Below are 24,476 nucleotides of genomic sequence, written 5' to 3' on the forward strand. Positions count from 1 at the left end.
ACCGAGACCTCAGGCCTGCGGCGCACCCGGCGCCGGGCCGGCCGCGCCCGCCGGGCCGCGCAAGACCTGCAGCCCCTCGGGCAGCCGGCCGCGCTCGGGCAGGCCGGCGTGCAGGCGCACCAGGGTGGCGGGGTCGGCATCCAGCACCCCCACCCAGCGGTTGCGGCCCTCGCGCTTGGCGCAGTACAGCGCCGCGTCGGCCAGGTCCACCACCAGGGCCCAGCCGGTGGCCCGCGGCTCGGAAGGCAGCAGCGGGAAGCAGGCGAAGCCGATCGAGCAGCTGCGCACCAGGGTGCGGCCCTGCGGCAGCATGAAGGGGCGCTCCACCACGGCGCGGCGCGCGCGCTCGGCCAGATCGGGCGCGCTGGCGCGTGAGCTGCCACGCGCTACCACCAGGAACTCCTCGCCGCCCCAACGCACCAGATAGTCGCTCTCGCGGAAGACTTCGTGCAGGCGCTCGCGCATCTGCATCAGCAGCGCATCGCCTGCGGCATGGCCGTGCTGGTCGTTGACCTGCTTGAAGTGGTCCAGGTCCAGCAGGAAGAAGCACAGATCGGAATCCGAAGGCGGCGGCTGGCCCTGGCGCAGGGCCTCTTCGTGCTGCCGCAGCACGAGGTGCAGGTCATCGTCCAGGCGCTCGGTGACAAAGCGGCGGTTGCGCAGCCCGGTCAGCGGGTCGGTCAGGGCCGACTGCTCCAGCGCCTCGGTCTTTTCCTTCAGGGCTTCGGAGAGCGTCTCCAGCGCCAGCGTGCGCTCGGCCACGCGAGCCTCCAGCTCGCCCTGACGGCGGCGCAGCAGCCCGGTGCGCAGTTGCACGGCGGCATACAGCACCGTCAGCACGCCCACCACGCCCAGCACGCGCGCCCACCAGGTCTGCCACCAGGCCGGCACCACCTCGATCTCCAGCTCCAGCAGCTTGGGGCTCCAGTGGCCGTTTCGGTTGCTGCCCTGCACCAGCAGGCGGTAGTGGCCCGGTGCCAGGCCGCCGTAGTTGAGCTGGCGCTCGTTGGCGTCGGAAACGATCCAGTCAGCATCGAAGCCTTCGAGCCGGTGGCGGTAACGGTTGCGGCCGGGCAGGCTGAGGTCCAGCGCCGCCACTTCGAGGTTGAAGTTGCGCTCCCCCGGCATCAGGCGCAGTTGCGGCTGCAGCCGGCTGAGCGGCTCGGCCTGGCCATTGATGCGCAGCTCGGTGGCCACCACCGGCGGCTGGTAGCGCCAGGGCACGAAACGGTGCGGGTCCAGCACCAGCAGGCCGCGGCTGCCGCCGAACAGCATGCGGCCGTCGCGCAGCGGCGCGTAGGAGCGAAACCAGGCGGTACCCACGTCCACGCCATCGGCGCTGGTGAGTTCGTCGAACTGGCCGGTCTCCGGGTCAAAGACGCCGCGGTGCGTCCAGATGCGGCCGCGGTTGTCCTGCATCAGATTGGCCCCGAAGGACTTGCCGCCCTGGCCGATGCGCTCGCTCACCAGCTCGATGCGCAGGCCCTGCGGGCTGCGTACCAGGCGGCGCAGCCCGGCGGAGCTGTCCAGCCAGAGCTGCTGGCGGGCATCAACCAGCAGGCCCAGCACGGCGTCGTCGCCCAGGCTCTCGCCCGGTGCCAGCGGCGCGGGCTCCAGCACGCTGGCGCCCGGCGCCAGGCTGAACAGCCCGCGCTCCCCGCCCACCCAGACCCGCCCCTCGCCGTCCTCGATCAGGGCATTGATGTCGGCCTTCAGCGCCTGCCCGTCGGCCAGCGCGAGGCGTTCGAAGCGCGCGGCGCCGGCGGCCTTGCGGAACAGGCCGTCCGACGTGCCTGCCAGCACGCTGCCATCGCGCGGCCCCAGCATCACGCGCACGGTGCCGCGGCCCAGGGCATGGGTGCCCAGGAAGCGGCGCGCCTGCGGGTCGAACTGGCTGACCTTGTCGCCCGCCCCGGCCCAGACCTGGCCGTCCTGCGAGCGCGCGATGCCGCCCACGCGGCCGCTGGGGTAGCCCTGCTGACCGGGGCGGAAGCTGGCCTGGAGGCGCAGCTCGGGGTCGAGTACGGCCACCCCACGGTCATTGGTGCCGGCCCAGATCTCGCCGTTGGGCAACTCGATCAGGCTGCGCACGTCCACCACGCCGAGCACGCTGTCCTCGTCCAATTCGCCGCGCCGCACCCACAGCGCCGGCGTCTCGGCGGCGTGGCGCTGCAGGCCACCGCCATAGCTGCCCATCCAAAGGACGCCGCTGGCGTCGCGCGTCATCGCGCGGATGTCCGAACCGGCCGGGCCCCAGGGCCGGCTGGCGCGGTGGCGCATCAGGCGCAGCAGTTGTCCGTCGCTGCGGCGGCGGATCTCCAGCGCATGGCCGCGACCGACCCAGAGCTCGTCGCGGTCCATCTCCACCAGGGCTTGCACGGCGCCGCCCCCACTGTCCCCGCGGTCCACCCAGGTGGCGGCGCCACTGCGCAGATTGACACGCAGCAGCTCACCGCGCTGGGTGCCGACCCAGAGCACGCCGGCGCTGTCAAAGCGCAGCACCGAGATGATGCGGCCGCCCAGCGCGCCATCCTCGCCCGCCAGCGGCAGGGCGGCGGGCTCGAAACGCGCCTGGCCGCGCGCGCGCAGCGCCAGGCCGTTCCAGGTGCCTACCCAGAGCGTGCCTTGGTTGTCCAGGGCCAGCGATTGCACCCGATCGTCCGGCAGGCCCTGGGCCGGGCCGAAGTGCGTGACCTTGCCCGTGGCGGGGTCGACCTGCTGCAGCCCGCCGCCCACGGTGCCGGCCCAGATGCGCCCCTCCGGGTCCTCGATCAGGGCGCGCACGGTGCCGCGCGCGAAACCTTCGGGGTTCGTCGCGTCGGGGCGGAAGAAGCGCCACTCGCCACTGTCGGGGTTGAGCTGGCCGAGGCCGTCGCTGTCGGTGCCGACCCAGAGCGTGCCGTCGCGCGCCGGCAGCAGGGTGCGCACGAAGCTGGTGGCGTTCGGCCGCTTGCTGTCCGAGGGCAGGCGCAGCTGCAGGAACTCGTAGCCATCGAAACGCACCAGGCCGATGGCCGTGCCGACCCACAGGAAGCCGCGCGGATCGACGGCGAGCGTGGAGACCACGCCGTCCGACACCGCCGCGGCATCGCCGATGCTCTCGAAGCGCGGTTCGGCCAGCTCGGGCCGCGGCGCAGCCCCAGCGGCCAGCAGCCACGCTGCCAGCAGTCCGGCCACGCCTTGTCGGAGCCGGCCCCAGGGCCGGCTGGTGAGCGCTTGCAACATTGGGCAACTAGCCTATCGCAAGCGCCCTGCAGCCGCTGTGCGCTAGGGCACAGCTTTGTCGCGCTTGAGCCTCAGCGCAAGGCCTGGTTGATGCGCTCCAGCTGCGCCGCGCCTGGGCAGAGCTCGGTCTCGCCCAGGCGGTTCAGCGCGCCGGCCGGCAGCTTCATCTGCTGGTGGAGATTTCGCGCCGCCGGGTCCACGAACAGCAGGCCGGTGGGCAGCTCGCCCTCCTGCTGCAGGGTCTGGATGGTGGTCATAGCGGCCAGGCGGCTGGTCGGGTCGTGCTCCTCGCGCAGCTTGCGCAAGCGCAGCAGCGAGCCGTCGGCCTGCGTCAGCTCCATCACCTCGCCCGGCGCCGGCTCGGCCTTCTGCTCGGCGGCCAGGTCGATGAAGTCGATGCGGTTCAGCGCGGCGTTGTGCTCGCGCACATGGTCGTAGCTGCGCGTGCTGCCGGTGTGGTTGTTGAAGGCCACGCAGGGGCTGATCACATCAATGAAGGCCGCGCCGCCATGGCGCAGCGCGCCCTCGATCAGCGGCACCAGCTGCGCCTTGTCGCCGCTGAAGCCGCGCGCCACGTAGGTGGCGCCGAGCTGCAGTGCCAGGCTGACCAGATCGACCGCGGAGTCGATATTGGTCGCGCCCTTCTTGCTCTGGCTGCCCTTGTCGGCCGTGGGCGAGAACTGGCCCTTGGTGAGGCCGTAGACGCCGTTGTTTTCGACGATGTAGACCATCGGCACGCCACGGCGCATGGCGTGGGCGAACTGACCGAGGCCGATGGAGGCCGAGTCGCCATCGCCGCTGACGCCCAGGTACAGCAGCTCGCGGTTGGCCAGCGAGGCGCCGGTGAGACATGAAGGCATGCGCCCGTGCACGCTGTTCAGGCCATGGCTGGCGGAGAGGAAGTAGTCGGGCGTCTTGGATGAACAGCCGATGCCCGACAGCTTGGCGACGCGGTGCGGGGCAATATCCAGCTCCCAGCAGGCCTGGATGATGGCGGCGCTGATGCTGTCGTGCCCGCAGCCGGCGCAGAGCGTGGAGATGCGGCCCTCGTAATCGCGCCGCGTGTAGCCGACCTTGTTCTTGGTCAGCGTGGGGTGGTGCAGCGTGGGTTTGGCGATGTAGGTCATGCCTTCACCTCTTTCGGCGACACGGCCAGTTCATGGACTTGCTTGGTGATGGCCGCGGCGATGAAGCGCGCGGTGATCGGGGTGCCATCGAAGTGCAGCAGCTTGCGCAGGCGCGCCGGGTCGATCTCCAGCTCATTCACCAGCAGGGTGCGCAGCTGGCCGTCGCGGTTTTGCTCGACGACGAAGACCGCGTCATGCGCCAGGATGAAGTCCTTCACCGCCTGCGGGAAGGGGAAGGCGCGGATGCGCATGGCGTCCAGGTGGATGTCATTGGCGCTCAAGTGCGCCAGGGCCTCGTCCATCGCACCGCTGGTGCTGCCGAAGTAGATGACGCCCAGACGGGTTGGTTTTTCTGCGGCGCGCACCGCCGGCTGCGGGGCGATCATGGCGGCGGTCTGGAACTTGCGCTGCAGGCGGTCGGCGATGTACATGTAATCGCTGCCGGCCTCGCTGTACACGGCCTGGGCGTTATGCGTGCTGCCGCGCGTGAAGTAGCTGCCCAACTTGGGGTGCGTACCCGGCAGCGTGCGGTAGGGGATCGAGTCGCCGTCCAGGTCCTTGTAGCGGGCGAATTCCTTGCCGGCTTCGAGGTCGGCGGCACTGAGCACCTTGCCGCGGTCGTAGCGGCGGGCGTCATCCCAGTGGAAGGGTTCGGACAGGCGCTGGTTCATGCCGATGTCCAGGTCGCTCATCACGAACACCGGGGTCTGCAGGCGATCGGCCAGGTCCAGCGCGGTGGCGCTGAACTCAAAGCACTCGTGCGGGTCCTCGGGGAAGAGCATCACGTGCTTGGTATCGCCATGGCTGGCGTAGGCGCAGGCCAGCAGGTCGGCCTGCTGGGTGCGCGTGGGCATGCCGGTGCTGGGGCCGCCGCGCTGCACGTTGACGATGGTGAAGGGCACCTCGGCGAAGTAGCCGAAGCCGAGAAACTCGGTCATCAGGCTCACGCCCGGGCCCGAGGTCGCCGTAAAGGCGCGCGCGCCGTTCCAGCCCGCGCCCAGGATCATGCCGACCGAGGCGATCTCGTCCTCGGCCTGCACGATGGCGTAGTTGGATTCGCCCTCGGCCGTGGTGCGGAACTTCTTGCAGTAGCTCTGGAAGCTTTCGGCCACCGAGCTGCTGGGCGTGATGGGGTACCAGGCGCAGACGGTGGCGCCGCCGTACACCATGCCCAGCGCGCTGGCGCTGTTGCCGTCCACGAAGATGCGCTGGCCGACCTTGTCGGCACGCTTCACCTTCAGCCCGACCTGGTGCTGGCCCAGGTGCTCGCGCGCGAAGCTCGCGCCAGCATGCAGGGCGCGCACATTGCCTTCGAGCAGCTTTTCCTTGCCCTTGTACTGCTCGGCAAACAGCTGCTCGATGACCGAGAGCTGCACGCTCATCAGTTCGGCCAGCGCCCCAAGCACCAGGATGTTCTTGAACAGGGTGCGCTGGCGCGCATCCTCGTAGGTGCCATTGCAGATCGCGGTGGCGGGCATGCCGATCACCGTGATGTCCTTGCGGCCGCAATCGACTTCCTTGGTGCTGTCGTAGAACAGATAGCCGCCGGGCTCGATCTCTTTGACGTCCTGCGCCCAGGTCTGCGGGTTCATCGCCACCATCAGGTCGATGCCCCCTCGCCTTCCCAGCCAACCGTCTTCGCTGACGCGTAGCTCGTACCAGGTGGGCAGGCCCTGGATGTTGCTGGGGAAGATGTTGCGCGGCGCCACCGGCACGCCCATGCGCAGGATGGCGCGGGCGAACAATTCGTTGGCCGAGGCCGAGCCGGAGCCGTTGACGTTGGCGAACTTGATGACGAAGTCGTTGGTGGATTCGATGCGGTTCATGCGTGTCTCGATGCTTTTGTGTCTTGCGCGAGAGCCCTCAGGGGCTTCACCCCCGAACCCCAACCCGCATTTCTTTGCTGCGCCAAAGAAGCGCGGGGCAAAGAAAGGCGCTTGAATGCACGCACGCCGCCTAGGGCGGCGCGCGATTGCACGGCTAGCTCACATGGCTCCCACAGCCCTCCTGGGACTGCGAAAACCTGCCCGCTAAGCTGGCCGGAGTACCGGCCGACTAGACCACCGCAAACCATCACGGGCTTTCTGCGATGAAGGAAGCCCCAAAGAGGGCTCGCGGCGGTATTGCCCCTGGGATTCACGATGCACACACCTTCCCCCGCGCCGGCGCATCCCGACAAGCCGCCCCCGCCTTGGTCGTCATCAGCAGGAACTTCTGCATGTCCCAGGCGCCGGTGGGACAGCGTTCGGCGCACAGGCCGCAGTGCAGGCACACGTCCTCGTCCTTGACCATCACGCGGCCAGTCTTCAAGGACTCGCTCACCATCAGCGGCTGCTCCACATGCAGGCGCGGCACGCGCAGCTCCAGCTGGTCCACCGAATCGGCGTTGGCCGTGAAGCTGATGCAGTCGGTCGGGCAGATGTCCACGCAGGCGTCGCACTCGATGCACTGCTTGGCCGTGAACACGGTCTGCACGTCGCAATTCAGGCAGCGCTGCGCTTCCTTGAACGCTGTCTTGACGTCGAAGCCCAGCTCCACCTCGACCTTGATCGATTTCAGCGCGGCTTCGGCCGCCGCCCAAGGCACCTTGTGGCGGGAATCGTTGGTGGGGGCGTTGTCGTAGCTCCACTGGTGGATGCCCATCTTCTGGGACATCAGGTTCACATGCGGGGGCGGGCGGCGGGTCACGTCCTCGCCGTGCAGCAGGCGGTCGATGCTGACCGCCGCCTCATGCCCATGGGCCACGGCGGTGATGATGTTCTTGGGGCCGAAGGCGGCGTCGCCACCGAAGAAGACCTGGGGCAGCGAGCTCTGGTGCGTCACCGCATCCAGCACCGGCAGGCCCCACTTATCAAACTCGATGCCGGCATCGCGCTCGATCCAGGGGAAGGCGTTCTCCTGGCCCACCGCAATCAGCACTTCGTCGCAGGGCAGGTCCACATCGGGCTGGCCGCTGGGCACGAGCCGGCGACCACCGTTCTCGTACACCGATTGCACGATCTCGAAGCGCATGCCCACCAGCCGGCCGTTCTCGATCAGGAAGGCTTTGGGCGAATGACAGGGCAGGATGGGAATGCCCTCGTGCTCGGCGTCTTCCTTTTCCCACGGGCTGGCCTTCATGTCCTCGTAGGTGGAACGCACCAGCACCTGCACGCTGTCGGCGCCCAGACGGCGCGCCGAGCGGCAGCAGTCCATGGCGGTGTTGCCACCGCCCAGCACCAGCACCTTCTTGCCGACTTTCTCGATGTGGCCAAAGCTCACCGAGGCCAGCCAGTCGATGCCGATATGAATCTGGCCGGCCGCGGCCTCCCAGCGCCCGGGCAGGTTCAGGTCGCGCCCTCGCGGTGCGCCGCAGCCCACGAACACGGCGTCATAGCCCTGTGTCAGCAGCTGCTTCATCGAATCGATGCGCTGGCCGGCCTTCAGCTCCACGCCCAGGTTCAGGATGTGGCCGACTTCCTCGTCGATGACTTCTTCCGGCAGGCGGAAGCGCGGCACCTGGCTGCGCATGAAGCCGCCGCCCTTGGCCTCGCCGTCGAACACGGTGACGGCATAGCCCTGGGTAGCGAGGTCGCGCGCCACCGTCAGCGAAGCCGGACCGGCGCCCACGCACGCCACGCGCTTACCGTTGCGGGCGGTTTTGGGCAGGGGCGCGGGCATCAGCGCGCGCACCTCGTCGCCCTTCAGGTCGGCGGCCACGCGCTTGAGGCGGCAGATGGCCACTGGCTCGGGCTTGGCGAGGTTTTCCTCCTCCACGCGGCCGCGCCGGCAGGCGGGTTCGCAGGGGCGGTCGCAGGTGCGACCGAGGATGCCCGGGAACACATTGCTCACCCAGTTCACCATGTAGGCCTCGTCGAAACGGCCCTGGGCGATCAGGCGGATGTACTCGGGTACGGGGGTGTGGGCCGGGCAGGCCCATTGGCAATCGACGACTTGGTGAAAGTAGTTCGGATCGCTGACGTTGGTGGGCAGCACGCGGTCGTCTCCTGGCGGCTGGGTCGCAAAAGAGGGGGATTGCAACGGGAAACCCAGCCTTCGTCTTTGACCCCAGTCTAGGTCTGGCGATTTCGCCGCCCGCCCTTGCGTTTACCCGGAGGCTGAAACAAAGGAAACCAAGACGGCGGCCCAGGAAGCGGCCCTGCAACCGCCGCCCCAGAGACTGGCGGCATTGCTCAGGAGCCCCGTCATGAACCCATCCACCCCCGCCCTCGTTCAAGCCAGCTTTGCCCAGGTCCAGACCCTGGGCCCGCAAGTGGCCACGCTGTTCTACGCCCGCCTGTTCGAGATCGATCCCGACCTGCGCCGCCTCTTCAAGTCGGACCTGGGCGACCAGGGCCAGCGCCTGCTGGCCATGCTGGGCCAGGCCGTGGCCCTGCTGGACCGGCCCGAACGCCTGCTGCCCGTGCTGCGACAGCTGGGCGCGCGCCACCAGGGCTATGGCGTGCAGGCCAGCCACTACGCCACCGTGGGCCAGGCCCTGCTGAACACGCTGGCGGCCGGGCTGGGCCCCGCCTTCACCCCGGCGCTGCGCGCGGCCTGGACGGAGGTGTACGGCGTGGTGGCGCAGACCATGCAGGCCGGTGCATTGGAAGCCTTGCCCGCCTAACATCCCGGCGCTGTGAGCCCACCCATCCACCCCGATCCGCCGCTGCCGCTTGGCCAGGGCAACCTGTCCGCCCTGCTGGCCGTGGCACCGGCGCTGCTGCCGGCCCTGCTGGACGCCATCCCCGCCCGCGTGGTGGTGCTGGACCCGCAGGAATGCCTGACCTACGGCAACCCGGCCTTCTATGCCTTCACCGGCCTGCAGCCCGAGGTGATCCTGGGCTGCCCGATCCGGCACGTCATCGGCGAGCAGGCCTATGCGAACTACGCCCCGGTGCGCGAGCGCCTGGCGCGCGGCGAGACGGTGTGCTGGGAAGACTGGATCGAGCTCAATGCCGTGGGCCCGCGCTACATGCGTGAGCACCTGGTGCCGGCCTTTGACGCCCAGGGGCAGCGCCTGGGCACCATCGTCATCAGCCTGGATTGGACCGAGCTGCGCCAGAACCAGCAGCAGCTGGAGGCGCGGCTGGACGAGCTGCACGCCACACAGGCGCTGAAATCGTCCATCGTCGACCAGGCCCTGGCCGCCATCATCTCCACCGACGCACAGGGTCGCATCGTCGAGTTCAACCCCGCGGCCGAGGCCCTGTTCGGGCGCCAGCGCACCGAGGTGCTGGGCCAACTGGTGGAAGACGTCGTGATCCCGCCGCGCCACCGCGCCGGCCACCGCGCCGGCATGGCGCGCGTGGCCAAGGGCGGCCCGGCGCGCATGCTGGGCCAGCGCCTGGAGATGGACGCGCTGCGCGCCGATGGCACGGAATTCCCGGTGGAGATGGTGCTCTCGCGCAATGCCGTGGGCGACACCAGCTTCTACACGGCCTCGATGTTCGACCTGACCGAGCGCCGCAACGCGCAGGCCCAGATCGAACGCCAGCGCGACGCCCTGCGCCAGAGCGAAAAGCTCACCGCCATGGGCAGCCTGCTGGCTGGCGTGGCGCACGAGCTGAACAACCCGCTGGCCATCGTGATGGGCCGCGCCAGCTTGCTGGAAGAGAAGATGGCCGAGCACCCGCTGGCCAGCGACGCCCACCGCATCCGCGAGGCCGCCGAGCGCTGCGGCCGCATCGTGCGCACCTTCCTGAACATGGCCCGCAGCCGCGCCCCGCAGCGCGCGCCGGTGCAGATCAACGACCTGGTCACCGCCGCCGCCGAGATGCTGCAGTACAACCTGCGCAGCCACGGCATCGAGCTGGACCTGCTGCTGGGCAGTGACCTGCCCACCGTGCTGGCCGATGGCGACCAGATCGGCCAGGTGATCCTGAACCTGCTCGTCAACGCCCAGCAGGCCCTGGCGGCCAACGACCCGCCGCGCCGCCTGCAGATCGCCACCGGCGTGGAGCCGCGCCGCGATGGCCGCGAGCCCTGGGTCTGGCTGCGCGTGGTGGATAACGGCCGCGGCATCCCCGAGGCCCTGCACGAGCGCATCTTCGAACCCTTCTTCACCACCAAGCCCGAGGGCCTGGGCACCGGCCTGGGCCTGGCGGTGTCGCGCAGCATCGTGCGCGACCATGGCGGCGACCTGCGCGTCGAACCGCGCGGCCCCGGCGCCTGCTTCCGCATGGGCCTGCCGGTCAGCGGCCAGGCGCAGCCCGAGGCCAGCGCAGCCCCGGCGCCCATCGAGGCCCCCGAGGCCCTGGCGCGCGTGCTGGTGGTGGACGACGAACCCGAGATCGCCGCCCTGATCCGCGCCTTCCTGGAGAGCGCCGGCTACGAAGTGGCCAGCGCCGAATCGGGTGCGCTGGCGCTGGAGCTGCTGGGTGCCGGCCGCTTCGACGCCATCGTCTCCGACCTGCGCATGCCCGATATGGACGGCGCCGCCCTCTGGCGCGCGGTGGGCGAGCGCCACCCGCTGCTGGCGCGCCGCATGCTGTTCGTCACCGGCGACACGCTCAGCCCCGGCGCGCGCGGCTTCCTCTCGCAGACCGGCTGCCCGGCGCTGGAGAAGCCGTTTGCGAAAGCGGATCTGCTGGGGTGTTTGAAGCAGTTGCTGGGGTGATGAGCCCAGGTGGAACCTGGCAGCTGCAACTTCGGCAATCCATTGCTCCGCGGGCACCCCTCGGCGCACAGAACCTAGCGAGCGCAACGCTCAAGATGATGAGCCGACGCGCTCCACGCTCCGGGCAAAGAAGGTGATTGCGCCTGGGCTGGCCTCGATGTCGGCAACCTCCACTTGGATGTCTTCCCAGCCCTGGGCGCTGCGGTCGTAGAACACCATGCCTCGGGTGGGGCGCGGGAAGCCCGCTTCGATCTTCAGTTCCACTGGCCGCCAGAAGCGCAGAGTGACAGCATCAGAGCCCTTCACCAAAGTCATGTCTATGAAGGACAGGCTCGGATCGTCGCGATCCAAGTGGAATCTGAAGTCGCTGACGGCGTACTCGTGCGGCCCAGGAAGGATGGGGTGAGGCTTCGGCTCGTCCATAAGAGTCTGAAAGTTGCGCGCCTTCCGCGCAATTTGCTCAGCCATTCCGAACACGATGCGAGCGTAACTTGCGGTTCGCGGCACTTGGATTTGAGAGCCGAGGAGCCAAGTTCAGGCTTTTCGTCGGCGCTGCAGTCTGCCTGGTCGGCCGCCCGCTCGGCAGCTCCACTGTGCGGCACCCTACGAGCGCCCGCCCTCACTCCTCTTCGATCAGGGCCGCATGCGCTGCATGCCACACTGACCCATGGCCAGCGCCCTGCCGCTCACCCGCCGCCACAGCCTGGCGTTGACCGTTGGCGCGGCCGTGCCTGCCTGGGGGCAGGATACGGCGCTGCCCCCGGTGCTGCGCTGCTACCCGGCCGGCCCGATCTACGACTACCGCTGGCGGCTGCTGAACCTGGCGCTGGCGCGCGGCTTCGAAGGGCTGCCCCCGGGGCTGGAGATGGTGGACGGCGGGGCCTACAGCCAGGCCCGCGCGCTGCGCGAGCTGGAACAGGGCCAGCTGGATGTCGTGGCCTTCGGCACCAATGCCGAACGCGAGCAGCACCTGCGGCCGGTGCGCATCGACCTCCTGCGCGGCCTGGTGGGCATGCGCCTGCTGCTGATCCGGCGCCAGAACCAGGCGCGCCTGGCCCGCATGGACCCCAGCGCCATGCGGCGGGAGCTGCGCCTGGGGCTGAACACGGATTGGGCCGACCTGCCCATCATGCGGGCCAACGGCTTCCAGGTCGTCACGGCCAAGGGCTATGACAACCTGTTTGCGATGCTGGCCGCGGGCCGCTTCGATGCCTTTCCGCGCGGCCTGAATGAGGCGGAGATGGAACTGGAGCGCTTCGGCGCGCGCTTCCCCGATCTGGTGATCGAGCCCACCAAGGCGCTGTACTTCTCCTTCCCCATCTTCTTCTGGGTGCACCCGCGGCGGGTGGAGCTGGCCGAACGCATCGAGGCCGGTTTGAAGGCGGCGCTGGCCGACGGCAGCTTCAAAGCCCTGTTCGACAGCCACCATGAACGCGAGATCCGCTTCATGGCCCAGCATCCGCGCGAAGTGGTGCTGCTGCGCAGCGATGCCCTGCCGCCCGGCTACGTCGAGCCCGACACCAGCTGGTGGTGGCCACGCCGCCTGCCGACATCGCGCTGAGCCGTGCCCTCGCGGTCGGGTTCGGGCGGCCGGCCGGCCGACATCCTGGGTCACCCGCCCTGGGGCTGGCACCGCGGCCACCCAATCCGGGGAGCACCCCGTCTGTCTGAGCCAGGCCGGCATCGATGATGTCCCCCGACCGCCCAGGACCCGATGAGCCGTGCCGTAGCCGTTTGAGGGAGAGGACTTGCCGCCCGCGCGCAGGCCCCAACAAGAGAAGACTCACCATGTTCAAGAAGCTGCTTTCGAAACTCAGCGGGGCACCCGCTGCCGCGCCCACGTCCACACGCCGTCAAGCCTCGCGGGACCCGGCTTCCGAGGCGCTGCTGCGCGCCGTTGAGGCCCAGCGCAAGACCGACCCCTACATCGGCGCCAAGCTCGGCGGCAAGGAGGTGCTGCACCGCCTGATGTCAGCCTTCAAGAACGAGCGTGGCGTGCATGTCGAGTCCGTGCTCAGCGCGCTGGGCGCGCTGGCAGGCTATGCCTGCCAGGCCGATCTGCGCGCCCGCGCTCTCGCTGCCGGCCAGCCCGAAAAGGCGGTGTTCATGGTGGTCGAGACCGCCAAGGGGCAGCGGTACTTCTTTGGCGATGCGCTGAATCGCCTGCTGGTGGAGGAGCCGGTCTCGGTGTGGGGCCTGGCGGCCGGGGCGGCCCAGCACCTGGGCTGCTCGCCGCTGCCCGATGTGCAGGAGATGTTCGCGCATGTGGCCAAGACGGTCGGAGAGACCGATTTCGGCGTGCCACGCATCCCTGAAGAACATCGCCCGAGCGAGCTGCCGGCGGGCTATCTGAAGACCCTGTGGCCCGTGCTACTGCCGGTACTGAAGGACTTCTGCCACAGCACCGCGGAGTGGCCGCTGCTGTACGCCAGCGCCATCCAGAACCTGATGGAGATGGCCAAGGACGTGCTGGGGCCGGAGCTGGCGCTACGCATCGTGATGGAGAGTGCGATTCCGATGTCGAAGGTCGACCTGCAGGCACTCTGAGAGCGCTCGACCTGCAGCAATCATTCCCGCGGAACGGTGAGTGGCGGCCTGCACACGCATGGAGGCGACCCGGCATCAATGGCCCCAGGGCCGCTGCAACAGCGCCGACTTCGGGGCTTGCCTCTTGCTCTGCCGTCGGACCGCTGCCCCACCCTGAATGGCCACCACCCACACCCAGCCGCCCATGAAGCTCCTCGCCCTCGCCGGCAGCCTGCGCACCCACTCGATCAATGCCGCCTTCTGCCGCGCCGCAGCGCAGCTGGCCCCGGCCGGACTTACGGTGGCCGTGTACCCGGGGCTGGGGCGATTGCCACTGTTCAATCCGGATCTGGAGACCGAACCGCCGGCTGCGGTGATCGAGCTTCGCGTGGCGGTAGGGGCGGCGGATGCCCTGCTGATTGCCAGCCCCGAGTACGCCCATGGGGTCTCCGGCGTGATGAAGAACGCCCTGGACTGGTTGGTGAGCTTCGAGGGCTTTGTCGGCAAGCCGGTGGCCGTGGTCAACACCTCACCGCGCGCGCATCACGCCCACGACGCACTGCTGGAAACACTGCGCACGATGTCCGCCCGGCCCATTCCCGAGGCCTGCAGCGCGCTGCAGCTGCCCGGCGCATGCCGCACGGAAGCGCAGATGCTGGAGTCCGCCAAGGTCTCAGCCTGCATTCGCGCGGTACTCGAGGGCATTGCCAGCTTTGGGGCCGAGGGGGCTTCGGGCGCGCCGCGCTTCACGGTCTAGCGGGTGGCGCGACCGCGAAGCCTCACACCCGCCAAAAGCCTTCGCCCAGGCGCGAGCGCAGCATCAGCAGGCGCTCACGCTCGGTGGTCATCAGCTGCGCTTCGTAGATGAGCTGTAGCTGCTCGCGGATGTCGGTCCGTGCCAGCAGGGCGTTGAGCTGCGCCAGCGCGCGCCGCCCGCCGTCGTTGCGCGAGCAGGCGATATGGCGGGCCACCAGCTCCGGCTGGCCCTGCACCGGCAACCAGCGCAGGCTGCCGGCCAGATCGGGCTGGCTGCGCTCGAACTGGCGCAGCTCGGCGGGGTCGGCAAAGGCGGCCGCTACGCCCTGCTGGCGGGCCAGCATGGACAGGGCGATGCGGCTGGCGCCATCGACCGGCAGGCGCCGCAGGCGCTCCGCAGGCTGCTGCTGCAGCACCGGGTCGATGCCGGGGCCATGCGGCCGGTCGGCCTTGAAAGCCGCCAGGCCTTCGGCGCTGCGCAGCAGGGCGTCGAGCGCCAGTTCGCCACGCCAGTTCAGGTGCGGGCGCCACCAGGCGGCATCGGCGGCACGCACCACGGCGCCCACCGGCAATGCGCGCAGCACCGGGCCGGCGTGCAGCTCCGGCGCCCGACCGGGGGCCGGCGCATCCATGCCCACCACGCAGCTGGCCCCGGCCGCCTGCAGTTCGCGCGGCAACTGCGCGGCCGCGCGCACCCGCAGCTGGTGCCGCCAGCCTGGCAGGCCGGGCCAGAGCACTTCGCGCAACAGGCGGTTGGCCAGGGTGTCGTCCGCCAGCGGGCCTTCGCCGCCCCCCTGGGGCGCGGGCTCGACGAGCAGCCAGCGCAGTTCCGCGTCCTCGGCCCGGGCCGGGCCCAGCAAGGGGGTCAGCCCCAGCGGCAAGAGGTGGCGGCGGGCGATCAAGACGTGCATGGGCGGGAACTGGCGGACGACGACGGGGGGCTGATTGTCTGCAAGGGCCGGGGGCGCTGGAGCGCAGCGCCTTCATGGCGGAGTTCGGGCTGCCACCCACGGCCCTCGGCCGCCCGGGCTGCGGCGATCATTCGCGCAGGACTGGGTTTGGCGGAGTGCACGCGCATGTATGAGTCGCAGTATCAACGGCCCCTGGGCCGGGCGCATTTCTATGGGCGCATGGTCAGGCATGTGGCCGCGGCAGGGGGCCTGGTGGCAGCCTCACTGCTGGGCGGCATGGCGGGCTATGTGGGCTTCGAGGGCCTGAGCTGGGCCGACGCCTTCCTGAACGCCGCCATGCTGCTGGGCGGCATGGGGCCGGTGAACGCGCCCCAGACACTGGGCGGCAAACTGTTCGCAGGCTGCTTTGCGCTGTACGCCGGCCTGGTGTTCCTGCTGGCCGCGGCGATGGTCTTCACGCCCGTGCTGCACCGTCTGCTGCATCGGTTTCACTGGGCGGATAAAGCCTAGGCCCCATCCAGACTCCGCTGCGCCCCGGCCCCTACCGGCTCGGCCACCAGCACGCCGGCCTCGGCCAGGCGCACCAGGCCGCGCGCCTCGGCCAGCGGGGCGTGCAGCCAGCGGTCCACGTCGGCTGCTTCCAGCACCACCACGCCGCGCTTGTCCTGGGCGTCGGGCGGCTGCTTGGGGTCGGGCTTGTGCATGCGGCGCATCAGCGGGTCGGCGTCGGCGTTCTGCGTCAGCATGGCGTAGACGGGCAGGTGCACGCCGCTGGCGGGGTCCACGGCCTCGCTCCACAGGCCGGCCAGGCTGAGCGGTTCGCCATCGGCGCGGCGAAAGCGCCACCACACGCAGCGGCCGCTCTCCCAGCAGGGTTCGTCGAAGCTCAGCGCCGGGATGACGCAGCGCTGGCCGCGCGCCCAGGGGCGGCGCGAGGTGGCGCGGGTCTCGATGCCCTCGATGCGCGCGTTGCAGGTGGCGTAGCGCTTGTCAAAGGGCAAGAGCGACCAGGGGCCGACCAGCAGCTCGCGCTCCAGCTCGGCCTTGGGCGCGGCACGCACAAAGGGCCCGGGCTGGCGCGGAAAGATCTCCGCCGGCCAGAGGGTGGGCGGGTTGTGGCGGCCGAGGTGCCAGAAGCGCTCGACCGTGGCCATCTCTGGAGGGATGTAGCGGGTGCACATGGACGCACTGTGCCGGCTCCCGGTGCCTCGCTCAAGCCGGGTTCGGGTGCACAGGGCAGGCTGCGCCTAGAATAGATTCACATTACGTGCATCTTTATTTCAGGCCGCCCCGCATGAAGCCGTCCGCCCGCGTCATCCCCATCCAGCCCGCCGCGGCGGAAAGCGACCCCGGTCTGACGGTTTCGCTGTACCAAAAGGCCGAGAAGATCTACCCGCGTGCCGTCAGCGGCCGCTTTGCCGCCTGGCGCTGGGCGCTGGTGTGGGCCACGCAGCTGCTGTTCTACGGCCTGCCCTGGTTGAACTGGAACGGCCGCCAGGCCCTGCTGTTCGACCTGAACACACAGCGCTTCTTCCTGTTCGGCTGGGTGTTCCAGCCGCAAGACTTGATCTACCTGGCCGCGCTGCTGGTGCTTTCAGCGCTGCTGCTGTTCTTCGTCACTGCGGTAGCCGGGCGCATCTGGTGCGGCTACAGCTGCCCGCAGACGGTCTACACCGAGATCTTTCTGTGGGTGGAGCGGCAGATTGAAGGCGACCGCCAGGCGCGCATGAAGCTGGACACCGCGCCCTGGGGCGCGAACAAGCTGCTGCGCAAGGGCGGCAAGCAGGGTGCGTGGCTGCTGATCAGCCTGGCCACGGGCTTCAGCTTCGTCGGCTACTTCACGCCCATCCGCGAACTGGCGGCCGAGGCGCAGGCGCTGGCCTTCTCGCCCTGGGAATGGTTCTGGGTGCTGTTCTACGGCTTCGCCACCTACGGCAATGCCGGCTACCTGCGCGAGCAGGTCTGCAAATACATGTGCCCCTATGCGCGCTTCCAGAGCGCGCTGATCGACAAGGACTCACTGATCATTGCCTATGACAGCCGGCGCGGCGAGGCACGCGGCTCGCGCCCGCGCAAGGCCGACCCCAAGGCCCTGGGACTGGGCGACTGCATTGATTGCACGCTGTGCGTGCAGGTCTGCCCCACCGGCATCGACATCCGCAAGGGCCTGCAGAACGAGTGCATCGGCTGCGCGGCCTGCATCGATGTGTGCGACGACGTGATGGGCAAGATGGGCTATGCCAAGGGCCTGATCCGCTACTCCACCGAACAGGGCGTGAGCCAGGGCCTGACGCTGGCCCAGATGCTGCGCCGGGTCTGGCGGCCGCGCGTGGTCCTTTACGGCCTGGCCCTGCTGCTGCTGGGCGGGGCCTTTGTGTTCAGCCTGACGCAGCGCCCGGGCTTTGCGGTGGACCTGATGCGCGACCGCGGCGCGCTGGCCCGCGTGGTGGATGAGGGCGTGGTGGAGAACAGCTACCGCCTGCAGCTGGCCAGCGGCCGCGAGCAGGTGCTGCGCGTGCAGGTCACGGTGACCGGCCTGGAGGGCCTGCGCATCCGCAGCGGCGCCGCGCTGGAGGTGGCCCCCATCGCCACGCACAGCCAGGCCCTGACCTTGGCCCTGCCGCCCGAGGCCGCCGCGCCGCACGCCGGCAAGGCCGTGCCGGTGGTGTTCGAGGTGCGCGCGGCCGATGGCGCGCTGCGCCGGGTCAGCTCGACTTTCTTCGTGCCGCGCTAGGTACTGCACCCGCCACGGTGATGGGCAGGACCTTGCGGCCGCGCGCCGCCGGCGGGGGCGGCGCGGGCTGGGCGATGTCGGCCAGCGTGGCGCCGTCCAGCACCTCGAAGTAGGACTGCAGCGCCTTGCCCAGCAGGCCCTTGAGCCGGCAGCCGGGCGTGAGCTGGCAGGTGTTGACGGCGGGGTCGAAGCACTCCACCAGGCGGAAGTCGGTCTCGCAGGCGCGCACCACGTCGCCGATGCGGATCTGCTCGGCGGGCTTGAGCAGGCGCAGGCCGCCGCCGCGCCCGCGCGTGGTTTCCAGCACGCCCTGGCGGGCCAGGTCGTTGACGATCTTCATCAGGTGGTTCTTCGACACGCCATGCCACTCGGCCAGCTCGGCGATGGTCACCAGCCGGTCCGGGTTCGTCGCGCAGAACATCAGCACACGCAGGGTGTAGTCGGTGTATTCGGCCAATCGCATGGTGGGCAGGATCGCACGAAAGATGCACGCATCGTATTGCTTTACAGGGTTCTCCCCAATAAGATGCAAAACAAACGCATCTTCTAAGACATGAGCCTGCCGATCCTGCCCCTGCAAGCCAGCACGGCGCCGGCCACGCCCCTGCAGGGCTGGCCGCTGCTGCGCCTGGGCTTCCGGCCCTTCTACCTGGGGGCTGCTGCCTTTGCGGCGCTGGCCTTGCCGCTGTGGCTGGCGCTGCTGTGGGGCCAATCTCCCGTGCAGCCGGTGCTACCCGGGCTGCTGTGGCACGCGCACGAAATGCTGTTCGGCTTTGCCGCCGCGGTGATCGTGGGCTTCCTGATGACGGCCGGCAAGGCCTGGACCGGCCTGCCCACCCCGCGCGGGCCCTGGCTGGGCGCGCTGGCGCTGCTGTGGCTGGCGGCGCGCATTGCTGCATTCAGCGGCCCTTACTGGCTGTTCGCGCTGCTGGACCTGGCCCTGCTGCCGCTGGTGTGCGCCGTGCTGCTGGAACGCCTGCTGCGCGCGCGCAACCGCCGCAACCTGCCGCTGGCCGGCATCCTCGCCCTGCTGGCACTCAGCAATCTGGGCTTCCATCTGGCCCAGGCCGGGGTGTGGGCAATCGACCCGCGCCAGGCCCTGTACGCGGCGCTGGCACTGATCGTGATGATCGAGTGCGTGATGGGCGGCCGCGTGATTCCGGCCTTCACCGCCAGCGCCACGCCCGGCCTGCGCCCGGTGCCGGCCCCGCGGCTGGAGCTGGCCACGCTGGCCAGCACCGCACTGGCCCTGCTGGCCTGGGTGCTGCACGCGCACGCCAACGCGCAGGCCGTGCTGCTGCTGGCCGCCGCGGCCCTGAACGCGCAGCGGCTCTTCCGCTGGCAAGGCGCCTGCACGCGCGGCCGGCCCATCCTGTGGATCTTGCATGCCGCCTACGCCTGGCTGCCCCTGGGCCTGGCCCTGCTGGCCGCCGCCGCCCTGGGCGGGCTGCCCACCAGCCTGGGCCTGCACGCCCTGGCCGTGGGCCTGACGGGCGGACTGATCATCGGCATGGTGACGCGCACCGCACGCGGCCACACCGGCCGAGCGCTGCAGGTGGGCCGCGCCGAGGTGATGGCCTATGCCCTGGTGCTGGGCGCGGCCACCGTACGCGTGGCCCTGCCGGCCCTGATCCCCGCCTGGACGAACGCCGCCCTGCTGCTGGCCGGCCTGGGCTGGAGCCTGGCCTTTGCGATCTACCTCTGGATCTACACCCCCTGGCTGTGCCGCACCCGCCTGGATGGCAAAGACGGCTGATTCATCAAAGGAAACCCCATGCACACCATCGACACCCTGGACCTGCGCAGCCAGCCGCTGCAAGCTGCCGTGGCGCAAGCGCTGGCGCACCTGAACACCCTGCCGGCCGACCAGCCCCTGGAGCTGCTGCTGGACCAGGACCCCGGCACGCTACGCGCCGCCCTGCAAGCCCAAACCGGCCTGCTGGCCTGGGCCGACATGCCCGCCGGGCGCGTGCGCCTGGCCAAGCCCTCGCAATCGCTGGCCTCCGACAGTTGCTGCTCGGGCGGCGCCTGCTGCGGTTGAGGAACGGCGATGACTTTTGTCGTCACCGAAGCTTGCATCCGCTGCAAGTACACCGACTGCGTCGACGTCTGCCCGGTCGATGCCTTCCGCGAGGGCCCGAACTTCCTGGTCATCGACCCCGATGAATGCATCGACTGCGCCGTCTGCGTGCCCGAGTGCCCGGTCAACGCCATCTACGCCGAAGAGGACGTGCCGGCCGATCAGCAGGACTTCACGCCGCTGAACGCCGAGCTGGCCAAGACCTGGAAGCCGATCACGCGCAAGAAGCCGGCGCTGCCGGATGCGCAGGAGTGGTCGGTGGTCGAGTTCAAACGGGACCAGCTGAAGCGCTGAATCCGCGCGCCGTGCAGCCCATGCCGGCGCGCTGACGGCCTGTCGCATGCCGGCTGCGCGGCCGCGCAGCCGCGCCTACCGTGCGCCCCTTCGCCAACGCAGGGGCCCGCATGCTGCAACTCCAAGACCTGAGCAAGAGCTTCGACGGCAAGACCGCCGTCGTCGACGCCGTGAACCTCGACTTGCAGGCCGGTGTGCTCGGCCTGATCGGCCACAACGGTGCGGGCAAGACCACGCTGATGCAGATGATCGCCACGCTGTGCAAACCCAGCCGCGGGCGCATCCTGCTCGAAGGCCAGGACATCGTGGCCAGGCCCGAACGGATGCGCCGCCGCCTCGGTTATCTGCCGCAGGATTTCGGCGTCTACGCCAACCTCACCGCGCTGGAATTTCTGCAGTACTTCGCCGCGCTCAAGGGCGTTCGCGATGCCGCGCGCATCCGCCGCCTGCTGGAGCAGGTGAACCTGCACGAGCACGCGCACCGTCAGGCGGCCAGCTTCTCGGGCGGCATGCGCCAGCGCCTGGGCATTGCCCAGGCCCTGCTGAACGAGCCCGATGTGCTGGTGGTGGATGAACCCACCGCCGGCCTGGACCCCGAGGAGCGCCTACGCTTTCGCCAGCTGCTGAGCGAGATCGGCTTCAGCAAGCTGGTGATCGTCTCGACGCACATCGTGTCGGACGTCGAGAACATGGCCACCCAGTTGGCCATCCTGAACCGCGGCCGGCTGACGGCCTGCACCAGCCCGGCCGCCCTGCTGCAGCAGGCCCAGGGCCTGGTGTGGATGGGCGAGCTGGACGAGCGTGAGTACGAGAGCCAGCGAGCGCAATGGCAGGTGCTGCAGGCCCAGCGCCAGGCCGGTGGCAGCGTGCGCCTGCGCGTAGCCCAGGCCGAGGCCCCCTTCCGAGGCGCCCAGCCCGGCCTGCCCAGCCTGGAAGAGGCCTTGATGGCGCTGCGCTACGCACTGCCGCAGGGGGCGCCGGCATGAACGGCAGCTTGAGTGCCCTGCTGCGCGTCGAGTTCCTGCTGCGCAGCCGCCGTCCCGCCACCCTGTTGGTGATGCTGGCCGTGCTGGCCGTCAGCTGGCTGGTGGTGGGCAACCCGGCCGAGGGCACCGCCCTGGTGGTGGTGGGAGAGCAGCGCCTGCGCTACGACAGCCAGACCCTGGCATTTGGCAGCGCGCACTTCGGCGGCCTGCTGCTCGGCCTGGCCGGCTTCTACCTGGCGCGCGGCCGCATGCAGGAAGACCTGCGCTGTGGTGTGGCCGGCGTACTGGCCGCCACGCCGGTGGCCAACAGCCGCCTGCTGCTGGCGCGCTTTCTGGGTGCGCTGCTGTTCCTGTTCGCCCTGATGGGTGTGCAGCTGCTGGGCACCTGGGCCCTGCACGGCCTGCGCGGCGAAGGGCCCTGGCAGCCGCTGGTCTACCTGCAGCACTACCTGCTGCTGATGACGCCCGGCCTGATCTTGGCCGCCAGCTGCGCCACCCTGTGCGACGCCTGGGCGCCCTTGATGGGCCGACGCGGCGATGTCGCCTACTTCCTGCTCTGGGTGCTGCTGCTGAGCCTGCTGCCGCTGAACGAGCACGCACAGGGCCTGAACCCCAGCCTGCTGCTGGATGTACAGGGCCTGGCCACCACCGTGAACCGCATGACGGAAGTGCTGGGCACTCGCGAGATCGGCATCGGCGGCGGTGACTTCAAGCCCGAGCTGCCGCTGCTGGAGTTCCCGGCCGGCGCGATCTGGACCGCCGAAGTGCTGCTGCTACGACTGGGCTCCGCCCTGCTGGCCCTGCTGCCCCTGCTGCCGGCGCTGGCCCTGTTCCACCGCTACCAGCCCGACCGCGTGCGCGCCCGCAGCGCCGCAGCCGCCCCGCGGCGCCTGCAGCGGGTGCTGGCGCGGGCCCTGGCGCCGGCCAGCCGCGCGCTGGCGCGCCTGCTGCCCCTGCTCGCCCATGCACCCGCCCCGCTGGCCGCGCTGGGGGCCGAGCTGCTGCTCAGCCTCATCACCCAACCCCTGGCCCTGCTGTGGCTGCTGCTGGCCTGGCTGGCGCCACTGGCGGCCCCGGCGGGCGAGCAATGGGGCTGGCAGGCCGGCCTCCTCGCGGCCTGGGGCCTGTGGGCGGCCGAGCTGGGCGCGCGCGACAGCCAGCAACGCGGCACCCAGGCCCTGGCCGCCGCGCTGCCCGGCGGCGCGAGCCGGCGCCTGCTGAGCCGCTTTGGCGCCGCCTGGCTGCTCGGCCTGCTGGGCTGCGCCAGCCTGTTGGCCCAACGCCCGGAGCTGCTGCCCGCGCTGGCCGCCGGCCTGGCCGCCGCCAGCGCCGCCGCCTTGCTGCTGGGAGCGCTGAGCGGCGGCAGCCGCGCCTTTCTGGCGCTGTTCCTGTTCTGGCTCTTCGTCGTCGTACAGGTGCGCGACCAGGCCTGGCTGGACTGGCTGGCCTTCCACGGCCCGGGCAGTGCCGCGCGTAGCGCCGGCCTACTGCTGGCGGCCGCGCTGGGCCTGGCGCTGGCCGGCCTGCTACAGCGGCGCCGCTGAAGGCCCGGCAGCATGGCCCAGGTGGCTTGACCCACTTCAAGGACGCGACCGGGCCGGCGCCAGAACATGCGCCGGCCCCGCGCACCGCGCGGCCCTGCCCCGTCCGCCATGCGCAACAACCAACCCGTGACCCAGCGTGAGGTCGAAGTTCCCGAAGGCGTCAAGCTGGTCTCGACCACCGACCCTCAGGGCCGCATCACGCACTGCAATGCCGCCTTCGTCGCGATCTGCGGTTATGACTATTCCGAGCTGCTCGGCCAGCCGCACAACATCGTGCGCCACCCCGATGTGCCGGAGCAGGCCTTCAAGGACCTGTGGGCCACGGTGGGGCGCGGCCGGCCTTGGTCCGGCGTGGTCAAGAACCGCTGCAAGAACGGCGACCACTACTGGGTGCTGGCCCATGTGACGCCGGTGCGGCGCGAGGGCCGCAACATCGGCTACATCTCGGTGCGTGAACGGCCCTCGCGGGCGCAGATCACCGCCGCCGAGGCGCTGTACGCACAACTCGGCAAGGACGACTGCCCCTGGCGCCTGCACGCCGGCGGCCTGCGCCGCAAGGGCTGGCGCGACTGGCCGCAGACCGTGTTCCGCCTCTCGCTCAGCCAGCGCCTGGGCATTGCGCTGGCCGGCTGGCTGGGCCTGCTGGCGGCCGGCCACTGGGCGTTGCTCGCTCCTGCCCTGGATGCCGCGCTGCTGGCGGGCGGCGCGCTCGCCGTGTGGGCCTGGTTCCGCCACTCGATCGAACGCAAGCTGGCGCATTGCATCGACATGACGGCGCAAATCGCCGCCTGCAATCTGCAGGGCGACATCGACTACGACATGCGCCACCCCGTGGGCCAGCTGATGCGCAATGTGCGCCTGTTGAACCTGAACATGCAGGCCATCGTGGCCGATGTGCGCGCCGAGGTGGGCGCGATCGCCGACTCGGCACAGGAGATCGCGCGCGGCAGCCAGGATCTGGCCATGCGCACCGAGCAGCAGTCGGCCGGGGTGGAGCGCACCGCCTCGTCGATGGAGCAGATCACCTCCGTGGTGGCGCAAACCGCCGCCACCGCCAACCAGGTGGGTCTGAACGGCGAAGCCGCGCGCGGCACCGCCGTGCAGGGCGGCCAAAGCGTGCAGGCCCTGGTGGGCACGATGCGCTCGATCGACGAGGCTTCCGGCCGCGTGGCCGAGGTGATTCGCGTCATCGAGGGCATCGCCTTCCAGACCAATCTGCTGGCCCTGAACGCCGCGGTGGAAGCGGCGCGCGCGGGTGAGCAGGGCAAGGGCTTTGCGGTGGTGGCCGGCGAGGTGCGCGCGCTGGCGCAGCGCTGCACCACGGCCGCGCAGGAGATCCGCAGCCTGATCGGCCACTCGACCGCGCGGGTGGCCGATGGCGCGCGTCATGTCGAATCGGCGCACAGCATCATGGCCGAGGTGGTGGCCGCAGTGGCCGAGGTCAGCTCGCGCATGCGCGACATCTCGCAGGCTGCCGACGAGCAGGCCGCCGGCGTGCACGAGCTGAACCGCGCCATCAGCGAGATCGAGCAGGGCACGCAGCAGAACGCCGCCCTGGCCGAGCAGACCGCCGCCGCCTGCGACTGGCTGCAGAGCCGCGCCGGCACGTTGCAGCGGGCGGTGGCGATCTTTCGGTAAACCCTCGCCCCGGCGGGGCGGACCGCAAGGCTGGAATACTGGAGGCCCACCGCAGGC

21 protein-coding genes are annotated in these 24,476 nt (G+C 70.2%); 13 read left to right on the forward strand and 8 right to left on the reverse strand.

Going from position 1 to position 24,476, the window contains the following annotated elements:
- Positions 1-9: 9 nt before the first annotated feature.
- The 4 genes from ACE3QP_RS13335 to ACE3QP_RS13350 all read right to left on the reverse strand — a co-directional run bounded on the left by ACE3QP_RS13335 (position 10) and on the right by ACE3QP_RS13350 (position 8,327).
- Positions 10-3,225: a two-component regulator propeller domain-containing protein gene (locus ACE3QP_RS13335; protein ID WP_374436773.1), complete on the reverse strand. Its 3,216-nt coding sequence runs from the start codon at positions 3,223-3,225 to the stop codon at positions 10-12.
- A 71-nt stretch (positions 3,226-3,296) separates the two neighbouring features.
- Positions 3,297-4,352, reverse strand: a complete 1,056-nt coding sequence (locus tag ACE3QP_RS13340) for a 2-oxoacid:ferredoxin oxidoreductase subunit beta (RefSeq protein ID WP_374436775.1) — start codon at positions 4,350-4,352, stop codon at positions 3,297-3,299.
- On the reverse strand, positions 4,349-6,178 hold the full coding sequence (locus ACE3QP_RS13345) for a 2-oxoacid:acceptor oxidoreductase subunit alpha (protein ID WP_374436776.1): 1,830 nt from the start codon (positions 6,176-6,178) through the stop codon (positions 4,349-4,351). Before ACE3QP_RS13345 ends, ACE3QP_RS13340 begins: the two co-directional genes overlap by 4 nt.
- A 310-nt stretch (positions 6,179-6,488) precedes the next feature.
- Complete coding sequence (locus ACE3QP_RS13350; RefSeq protein WP_374436778.1) at positions 6,489-8,327, reverse strand: FAD-dependent oxidoreductase; 1,839 nt, start codon at positions 8,325-8,327, stop codon at positions 6,489-6,491.
- A gap of 211 nt (positions 8,328-8,538) precedes the next feature.
- Between ACE3QP_RS13350 and ACE3QP_RS13355 the strand changes: the two genes are divergently transcribed.
- Together ACE3QP_RS13355 and ACE3QP_RS13360 are read left to right on the forward strand one after the other, a co-directional pair.
- The gene (locus tag ACE3QP_RS13355; RefSeq protein WP_374436780.1) at positions 8,539-8,958 is read left to right on the forward strand and encodes a globin family protein; all 420 of its coding nucleotides are present in this window, start codon (positions 8,539-8,541) and stop codon (positions 8,956-8,958) included.
- A gap of 12 nt (positions 8,959-8,970) precedes the next feature.
- The gene (locus ACE3QP_RS13360) at positions 8,971-10,950 is read left to right on the forward strand and encodes a PAS domain S-box protein (protein ID WP_374436782.1); all 1,980 of its coding nucleotides are present in this window, start codon (positions 8,971-8,973) and stop codon (positions 10,948-10,950) included.
- Between the two features lie 90 nt (positions 10,951-11,040).
- On the opposite strand, the gene ACE3QP_RS13365 is transcribed toward ACE3QP_RS13360, so the two are convergent.
- Complete coding sequence (locus tag ACE3QP_RS13365; RefSeq protein WP_374436784.1) at positions 11,041-11,373, reverse strand: hypothetical protein; 333 nt, start codon at positions 11,371-11,373, stop codon at positions 11,041-11,043.
- Between the two features lie 244 nt (positions 11,374-11,617).
- On the opposite strand from ACE3QP_RS13365, the gene ACE3QP_RS13370 reads away from it, so the two are divergent.
- The 3 genes from ACE3QP_RS13370 (at position 11,618) to ACE3QP_RS13380 (ending at position 14,233) form a co-directional block, all read left to right on the forward strand.
- Positions 11,618-12,511, forward strand: coding sequence for a substrate-binding periplasmic protein (locus tag ACE3QP_RS13370; RefSeq protein ID WP_374436785.1), 894 nt, complete (start codon positions 11,618-11,620; stop codon positions 12,509-12,511).
- A gap of 227 nt (positions 12,512-12,738) precedes the next feature.
- Complete coding sequence (locus tag ACE3QP_RS13375) at positions 12,739-13,497, forward strand: hypothetical protein (protein WP_374436787.1); 759 nt, start codon at positions 12,739-12,741, stop codon at positions 13,495-13,497.
- Between the two features lie 184 nt (positions 13,498-13,681).
- The gene (locus ACE3QP_RS13380; RefSeq protein ID WP_374436788.1) at positions 13,682-14,233 is read left to right on the forward strand and encodes an NADPH-dependent FMN reductase; all 552 of its coding nucleotides are present in this window, start codon (positions 13,682-13,684) and stop codon (positions 14,231-14,233) included.
- A gap of 22 nt (positions 14,234-14,255) precedes the next feature.
- On the opposite strand, the gene ACE3QP_RS13385 is transcribed toward ACE3QP_RS13380, so the two are convergent.
- A complete protein-coding gene (locus ACE3QP_RS13385) occupies positions 14,256-15,143 on the reverse strand; it encodes a hypothetical protein (protein WP_374436789.1) in 888 nt (295 codons plus the stop codon).
- A gap of 252 nt (positions 15,144-15,395) precedes the next feature.
- On the opposite strand from ACE3QP_RS13385, the gene ACE3QP_RS13390 reads away from it, so the two are divergent.
- The gene (locus ACE3QP_RS13390) at positions 15,396-15,653 is read left to right on the forward strand and encodes a hypothetical protein (RefSeq protein ID WP_374436791.1); all 258 of its coding nucleotides are present in this window, start codon (positions 15,396-15,398) and stop codon (positions 15,651-15,653) included.
- On the opposite strand, the gene ACE3QP_RS13395 is transcribed toward ACE3QP_RS13390, so the two are convergent.
- The gene (locus tag ACE3QP_RS13395) at positions 15,650-16,324 is read right to left on the reverse strand and encodes an SOS response-associated peptidase (protein ID WP_374436793.1); all 675 of its coding nucleotides are present in this window, start codon (positions 16,322-16,324) and stop codon (positions 15,650-15,652) included. The two genes, ACE3QP_RS13390 and ACE3QP_RS13395, sit on opposite strands and share 4 nt — an antisense overlap.
- Positions 16,325-16,437: 113 nt before the next feature.
- On the opposite strand from ACE3QP_RS13395, the gene ccoG reads away from it, so the two are divergent.
- Positions 16,438-17,877: a cytochrome c oxidase accessory protein CcoG gene (gene ccoG, locus ACE3QP_RS13400; RefSeq protein WP_374436795.1), complete on the forward strand. Its 1,440-nt coding sequence runs from the start codon at positions 16,438-16,440 to the stop codon at positions 17,875-17,877.
- On the opposite strand, the gene ACE3QP_RS13405 is transcribed toward ccoG, so the two are convergent.
- Positions 17,849-18,340 carry an Rrf2 family transcriptional regulator gene (locus ACE3QP_RS13405; protein ID WP_374436796.1) on the reverse strand — a complete coding sequence of 164 codons (492 nt, stop codon included), beginning with the start codon at positions 18,338-18,340 and terminating at the stop codon, positions 17,849-17,851. The genes ccoG and ACE3QP_RS13405 overlap by 29 nt on opposite strands.
- A gap of 90 nt (positions 18,341-18,430) precedes the next feature.
- Between ACE3QP_RS13405 and ACE3QP_RS13410 the strand changes: the two genes are divergently transcribed.
- The 6 genes from ACE3QP_RS13410 (at position 18,431) to ACE3QP_RS13435 (ending at position 24,419) form a co-directional block, all read left to right on the forward strand.
- A complete protein-coding gene (locus ACE3QP_RS13410; protein ID WP_374436798.1) occupies positions 18,431-19,633 on the forward strand; it encodes an NnrS family protein in 1,203 nt (400 codons plus the stop codon).
- An 18-nt stretch (positions 19,634-19,651) separates the two neighbouring features.
- Complete coding sequence (locus ACE3QP_RS13415) at positions 19,652-19,918, forward strand: hypothetical protein (RefSeq protein ID WP_374436800.1); 267 nt, start codon at positions 19,652-19,654, stop codon at positions 19,916-19,918.
- A gap of 9 nt (positions 19,919-19,927) precedes the next feature.
- Positions 19,928-20,251, forward strand: a complete 324-nt coding sequence (fdxA, locus tag ACE3QP_RS13420) for a ferredoxin FdxA (RefSeq protein WP_198113600.1) — start codon at positions 19,928-19,930, stop codon at positions 20,249-20,251.
- A gap of 110 nt (positions 20,252-20,361) precedes the next feature.
- Complete coding sequence (locus ACE3QP_RS13425; RefSeq protein ID WP_374436801.1) at positions 20,362-21,237, forward strand: ABC transporter ATP-binding protein; 876 nt, start codon at positions 20,362-20,364, stop codon at positions 21,235-21,237.
- Entirely contained in the window at positions 21,234-22,781 is a 1,548-nt protein-coding gene (locus tag ACE3QP_RS13430; protein ID WP_374436802.1) for a hypothetical protein, read from the forward strand. The genes ACE3QP_RS13425 and ACE3QP_RS13430 overlap by 4 nt, the downstream gene beginning before the upstream one ends.
- Before the next feature lie 108 nt (positions 22,782-22,889).
- Positions 22,890-24,419: a methyl-accepting chemotaxis protein gene (locus tag ACE3QP_RS13435; protein WP_374436803.1), complete on the forward strand. Its 1,530-nt coding sequence runs from the start codon at positions 22,890-22,892 to the stop codon at positions 24,417-24,419.
- Positions 24,420-24,476 lie beyond the last annotated feature (57 nt).

The sequence above is a fragment of the Inhella sp. genome (assembly GCF_041912635.1).
GTDB lineage: Bacteria > Pseudomonadota > Gammaproteobacteria > Burkholderiales > Burkholderiaceae_C > Inhella.